This is a genomic window from Streptomyces sp. SID1328, assembly GCF_009865595.1.
GTDB lineage: Bacteria > Actinomycetota > Actinomycetes > Streptomycetales > Streptomycetaceae > Streptomyces > Streptomyces griseoluteus.
In genome coordinates this window covers 1-4660 of the sequence record NZ_WWKH01000206.1, presented here as the reverse complement: position 1 = coordinate 4660, position 4660 = coordinate 1, and the positions used below count along the sequence as shown (strand labels likewise).

The following is a 4660-nucleotide window of genomic DNA, read 5'->3' as shown; positions in this document are numbered from 1 at the left end:
CGCTGCCCGAGCCCGCAGCAGCAGCGCGGCGCATCCGCGAGCCGCGCTACCGGCCCCCGCGGGTCAGGCCGCCTTCTCCACGGCGGGCCGGGTCTCCGCCGAAGCCGGCGTGCCCGCCACCTCCGCCTCCTCCGCCGGCAACCCCCGCATCAGCACCGCGTACCCCAGGCCCGCCACCGTGCCGATGACCGCGCACGCGCCCCAGAGCCACTTGGCGCCGAGGTGGTCGATGACCGTGCCGGACATCAGCGGGGCGACCAGGGCGGCGACGGACCAGGAGAGGCTGTAGACGCCCTGGTAGCGGCCGCGGCCGTGGACCGGGGAGAGGCGGACGACGAGGCCGGTCTGGGTCGGCGCGTTGACGATCTCCGCGAGGGTCCACACGCAGACGGTGAGCGCGAAGACGCCCAGCGAGCCGGCGAAGACGGTGAGCCCGAAGCCGTAGCCCGCGAGCAGCGAGGAGACGACCAGCAGGCGGCGCGGGTCGCGGTGCTCGATGAAGCGGGTGACCGGGATCTGGAGGGCCACGATCAGGACGCCGTTGACGGCGATGGCGGTGCCGTAGTCGGCGGGGGAGAACCCGGCCTGACCCATCGCGACCGGCAGGCCGACCGAGCCCTGCATGAAGAGGAGGGCGACGAGGAAGGACAGACCCACGACCGCCATGTAGCGCCGGTCGCGCAGCACCGTACCGAGGCCGGTCCTCGGCTCCCCGGACTCCTTGGCGACGGGCGCGGGCCGGGACTCGGGCAGCTTGAGGAAGACGAGGACCGCGCAGGCCAGCGTCATCCCGGCCTCGATGAGGAACCCGGCGAGATAGCTGAACTCGGCGATGAAACCGGCGGCGACGGAGGAGACCGCGAAGCCGAGGTTCAACGCCCAGTAGTTCAGCGAGAACGCCCGTACACGGTCCTCGGGCCGCACGATGTCCGCCATCATCGCCTGCACGGCGGGCCGGGACGCGTTGTTGGCGGCGCCGACCAGGAAGGCGACGGCCGCGATGGCGACGGGGTCGTGCATGAAGCCGAGCAGCGCGACGGAGATCGCGGTGCCGACCTGCGCGATCAGCAGGGTGGGCCGTCGGCCGAGCCGGTCCGCCATCACCCCGGCGCCGAGCGAGGAGACGACCCCGCCGAGTCCGTGCAGGGCGGCGACGAGGCCCGCGAAGGAGGCGGAGTAGCCGCGGTCGAGGGTGAGATAGAGCGCCATGAAGGTGGCGACGAACGCGCCGAGCCGGTTGACCAGCGTGCTGGCCCACAGCCACCAGAAGGCGCGGGGGAGCCCGGAGACGGAGGACCGGGCGGCGGCGATGAGCCGGCCCGGTGCGGCGGTGGACATGACGGGACCCCCCGGTAAGTGGCGCGTGCGGTGATTGGAACTTACTCGGGCGGGGTTGTCGGAGGCCACTCAATTAACAGAAGCCGTCAACCGTCGGCGGCGCGGCGACCCGTCTTGGGGGTGGATTACGCTCTGAGTCATGGCCGACGCACCGTACAAGCTGATCCTCCTCCGCCACGGCGAGAGCGAGTGGAACGCGAAGAACCTGTTCACCGGCTGGGTGGACGTCAACCTCAACGAGAAGGGCGAGAAGGAGGCGGTACGCGGTGGCGAGCTGCTGAAGGACGCCGATCTCCTGCCCGACGTGGTCCACACGTCCCTCCAGAAGCGCGCGATCCGCACGGCCCAGCTCTCGCTGGAGGCCGCGGACCGCCTCTGGATTCCGGTGAACCGGAGCTGGCGCCTGAACGAGCGCCACTACGGCGCCCTGCAGGGCAAGAACAAGGCGGAGACGCTGGCCGAGTTCGGCGAGGAGCAGTTCATGCTCTGGCGCCGCTCCTACGACACCCCGCCGCCGCCGCTGCCCCGCGACGCGGAGTACTCCCAGTTCAACGACGCCCGCTACGCGGACCTCCCGCCGGAGCTGCGCCCCCAGACGGAGTGCCTCAAGGACGTCGTCGTCCGCATGCTCCCCTACTGGTACGACGACATCGTCCCCGACCTCATCGACGGCAAGACGGTCCTCGTCGCCGCCCACGGCAACAGCCTCCGCGCCCTCGTCAAGCACCTCGACGGCATCTCGGACGACGACATCGCGGGCCTGAACATCCCGACGGGCATCCCGCTGTACTACGAGCTCGACGCCGACTTCAAGCCGGTCACCCCCGGCGGCAAGTACCTCGACCCCGAGGCGGCGAAGGCCGCGATCGAGGCGGTTAAGAACCAGGGCAAGAAGAAGTAAGCGCCCACGATCAAGCCCCCTGCCTGCGGGTTCTCCGCCGGGAGGGGGCTTTTCGGTGCTGCTGGGCCGTCTCTGGGCCGTCAGGTGCCGGACGGAGCGGCCCGGGCCGGGTCGAAGACGGCGGCCACGGCCTTGCGGGTGCGCTCCTGACTCGACGGCATCAGATGCGCGAGGTTAGTCCCCTCGAGTCGGTCCCTGGCCCGCCAGGATGTCGGCGAAAACGATCACGGTCGCGCTCTCGCCGTATTTCGCCGACTGCTCCTGCCGGAAATCGCCGCTCCGCACGAGGATCCGGCGGATGTGGATCTTGGTGCCGATGGGGAAGGTCATCTCCTCCTCGGACTGGTTGTTCCTGCCGAGCGCCCTTCCCCGGTGGTCCTCCGGGAGGCCGAACTCCCAGACGATCTCCTTGCCGGCCACGTACGTGTGGGTCAACGGATCGCCGTACGTGGTCGACAGGATCGCCGGCCACTCGATCGTCTGGTCGACCGAGACGTAGCCACCGTCCGGGTGGTTCTCCTGCTGCTTGAGGATGCCGCCGAACGACTCGTACATGTGCTTGCTGTCGCCCCGCACCACGTTGCCTTCCTCGTTCGCGCGGGGCGTCGCGAAGTCGTCCCACACGCCGTTGATCCGGGCGAACATGTCGAAGGTGTCCGCGAGGTGCTTCTCGTCCCACGCCTCTGTGGTCTGCTCGTCTGCGTACCCCCGCGCCATGGCGACACTGCGCCACGCGTCGAGCACCTCGCTGTCCTTCGACTTGTAGGAGAAGCCGGGGGCGGCGATCTCGCCGGGGGTGAAGCCGACCTGCCCGAGGGCCGCGAGGAGCGGGTTGATCCGGCGGTAGTCGGCGCTGAGGTAGTTCTCGCCGAGGTCGAGGTCCTTCTGCTTCTGCTTGGCCGCGAGGACCGCCGGGTCCAACTCCGCGGCGCGAGCCGCTTCGTACTCCGTGCGGGACGCCTCCCGCCCCTCGACCGTCCCCCACGACTTGTCCTTGAGGGACGCCCGGGGCTTCTTGCCGTCCGCGCCCGCGGAGATCAGATAGGACCCAAAGCCGAAACTGAGGATCGTCTGCCCCTCGACGTCCCCCTCGTCCGTGTGCTTGACGACCTGGGTCCCCTTTGGGAGGCCCGCCGCGAGGGTGCGCTGCACGGGCGCCTTTGCCGCATCGGCCGTCCCGGTCTCGGGACCGTCCGAACGCTGCACGCCGGAGGTTGCCCGGGGGGCCGGACGGCTCATCACCGCGCGGGCGTTGGCCTCGGCCTCGCGCTCGAAGCGGTCAGAGGGGTCGGAGACCCTCAGCCCGTTGCCGTTGTCGGTACCGCTGACCGGTCCCTGGCGCTGCTGGATGACGTGGGTGAGCTCGTGGGCGAGGGTGTGCGCGTCGCCCCCGCCCGCAGCGAGGACGACGTGGTTGCCGGAGGTGTAGGCACGCGCGCCGACCTCGGCGGCGGAGGCGTTCGCGGCGCTGCCGGTGTGGATGCGTACGTCGGAGAAATCGGCGCCGAGGCGGGACTCCATGTCCGTACGGGTGGCCTGGTCCAGGGGTCGGCCGGGGCTGCGCACGACGTCGTGGACGGAGGAGCGCTGGACGGCGGGGTCCTTGAAGCCCTCGTGGGCGCAGCCGCCCCCGTGCCGGTGCTCCTCCTCTTCCAGGCCGTGGCCGGCCCGGCGGAGCATCTGGACGACCGCCGCGTTGCCCACGGTGCCCTGGAGGGCGAGGAGCCTGGACCGTGGGTGCCCGGCCTCGGCGGGCGCGTGCCTCGCCTCCCGGCCAACCTTGGCCCCCGTGGCTTCCTCGTTCTTCCGCTCGCGCATCGGGCTCCGCCCCTCCTGGGATCGTCGGCGACGTTCCACTCAACCCGACGGCCAGGGCGCGGCGGAAGGTACGTTAGGGCAGAGCTCGGGGGTCCCTGCGACGGTCTCCTGCGGCACTTCCGTACAAGCGGCCTGGCAGCAGGGTGTGGACGAACCACTCGGGCGCGGTCGGCGGGAACCACCACGGTCAGGCGCGCGTACCTGAGCCGGCAGGGCCGATGTCCCGGACATGGCCCGGGACGGGGCCGGCCTTCCGTCCTCCCAGGTCCACCGACAAAAGTGATGTTCCGACAGGTCCGTACCCCTAGTTGACCCTCACCGACAGCATCCGGGTGCTGGGCGAGGACCACCCCAACACCCTGGCCTGCCGCAACAACCTCGCAGGCGCCCGTCAGAAGGCCGAAGCTGTACAGCACGGAAGTACAGCAACCTCAGCAACCGAGGCTGCACTTCAAAAGCCGTCCACGGCTGATTGAGCAGCCCGAGAACCATAAATGACCTGCCCGCCGAGAGTTCGGGACGAAGAGGTCGTGGCTTCAAGTCCCGCCACCCCGACAGCCGTAACAGCAGCTCAGGCCGGTACTGGATTCAGTACCGGCCTGA

At 70.3% G+C, this 4660-nt stretch carries 3 protein-coding genes; 1 reads left to right on the top strand and 2 read right to left on the bottom strand.

Annotation, left to right across the window (positions count from 1 at the left end; all coding sequences use genetic code 11):
* Positions 1 to 63: 63 nt before the first annotated feature.
* Entirely contained in the window at positions 64 to 1338 is a 1275-nt protein-coding gene (locus GT030_RS06115) for an MFS transporter (protein WP_161200202.1), read from the bottom strand.
* A gap of 139 nt (positions 1339 to 1477) precedes the next feature.
* Here GT030_RS06115 and GT030_RS06110 point away from each other — a divergent pair, with 139 nt between their 5' ends.
* The gene (locus tag GT030_RS06110) at positions 1478 to 2239 is read left to right on the top strand and encodes a phosphoglyceromutase (RefSeq protein WP_161200201.1); all 762 of its coding nucleotides are present in this window, start codon (positions 1478 to 1480) and stop codon (positions 2237 to 2239) included.
* A gap of 174 nt (positions 2240 to 2413) precedes the next feature.
* Here GT030_RS06110 and GT030_RS06105 read toward each other — a convergent pair whose 3' ends face one another.
* Positions 2414 to 4057 carry a DUF4157 domain-containing protein gene (locus GT030_RS06105; RefSeq protein WP_161200200.1) on the bottom strand — a complete coding sequence of 548 codons (1644 nt, stop codon included), beginning with the start codon at positions 4055 to 4057 and terminating at the stop codon, positions 2414 to 2416.
* Positions 4058 to 4660: the final 603 nt, after the last annotated feature.

Bases quoted from the DNA above. Each gene is read 5' to 3' on its own strand.
- GT030_RS06115 (WP_161200202.1), bottom strand. From the start codon at position 1,338: ATGTCCACCGCCGCACCGGGCCGGCTCATCGCCGCCGCCCGGTCCTCC.
- GT030_RS06110 (WP_161200201.1), top strand. From the start codon at position 1,478: ATGGCCGACGCACCGTACAAGCTGATCCTCCTCCGCCACGGCGAGAGC.
- GT030_RS06105 (WP_161200200.1), bottom strand. From the start codon at position 4,057: ATGCGCGAGCGGAAGAACGAGGAAGCCACGGGGGCCAAGGTTGGCCGG.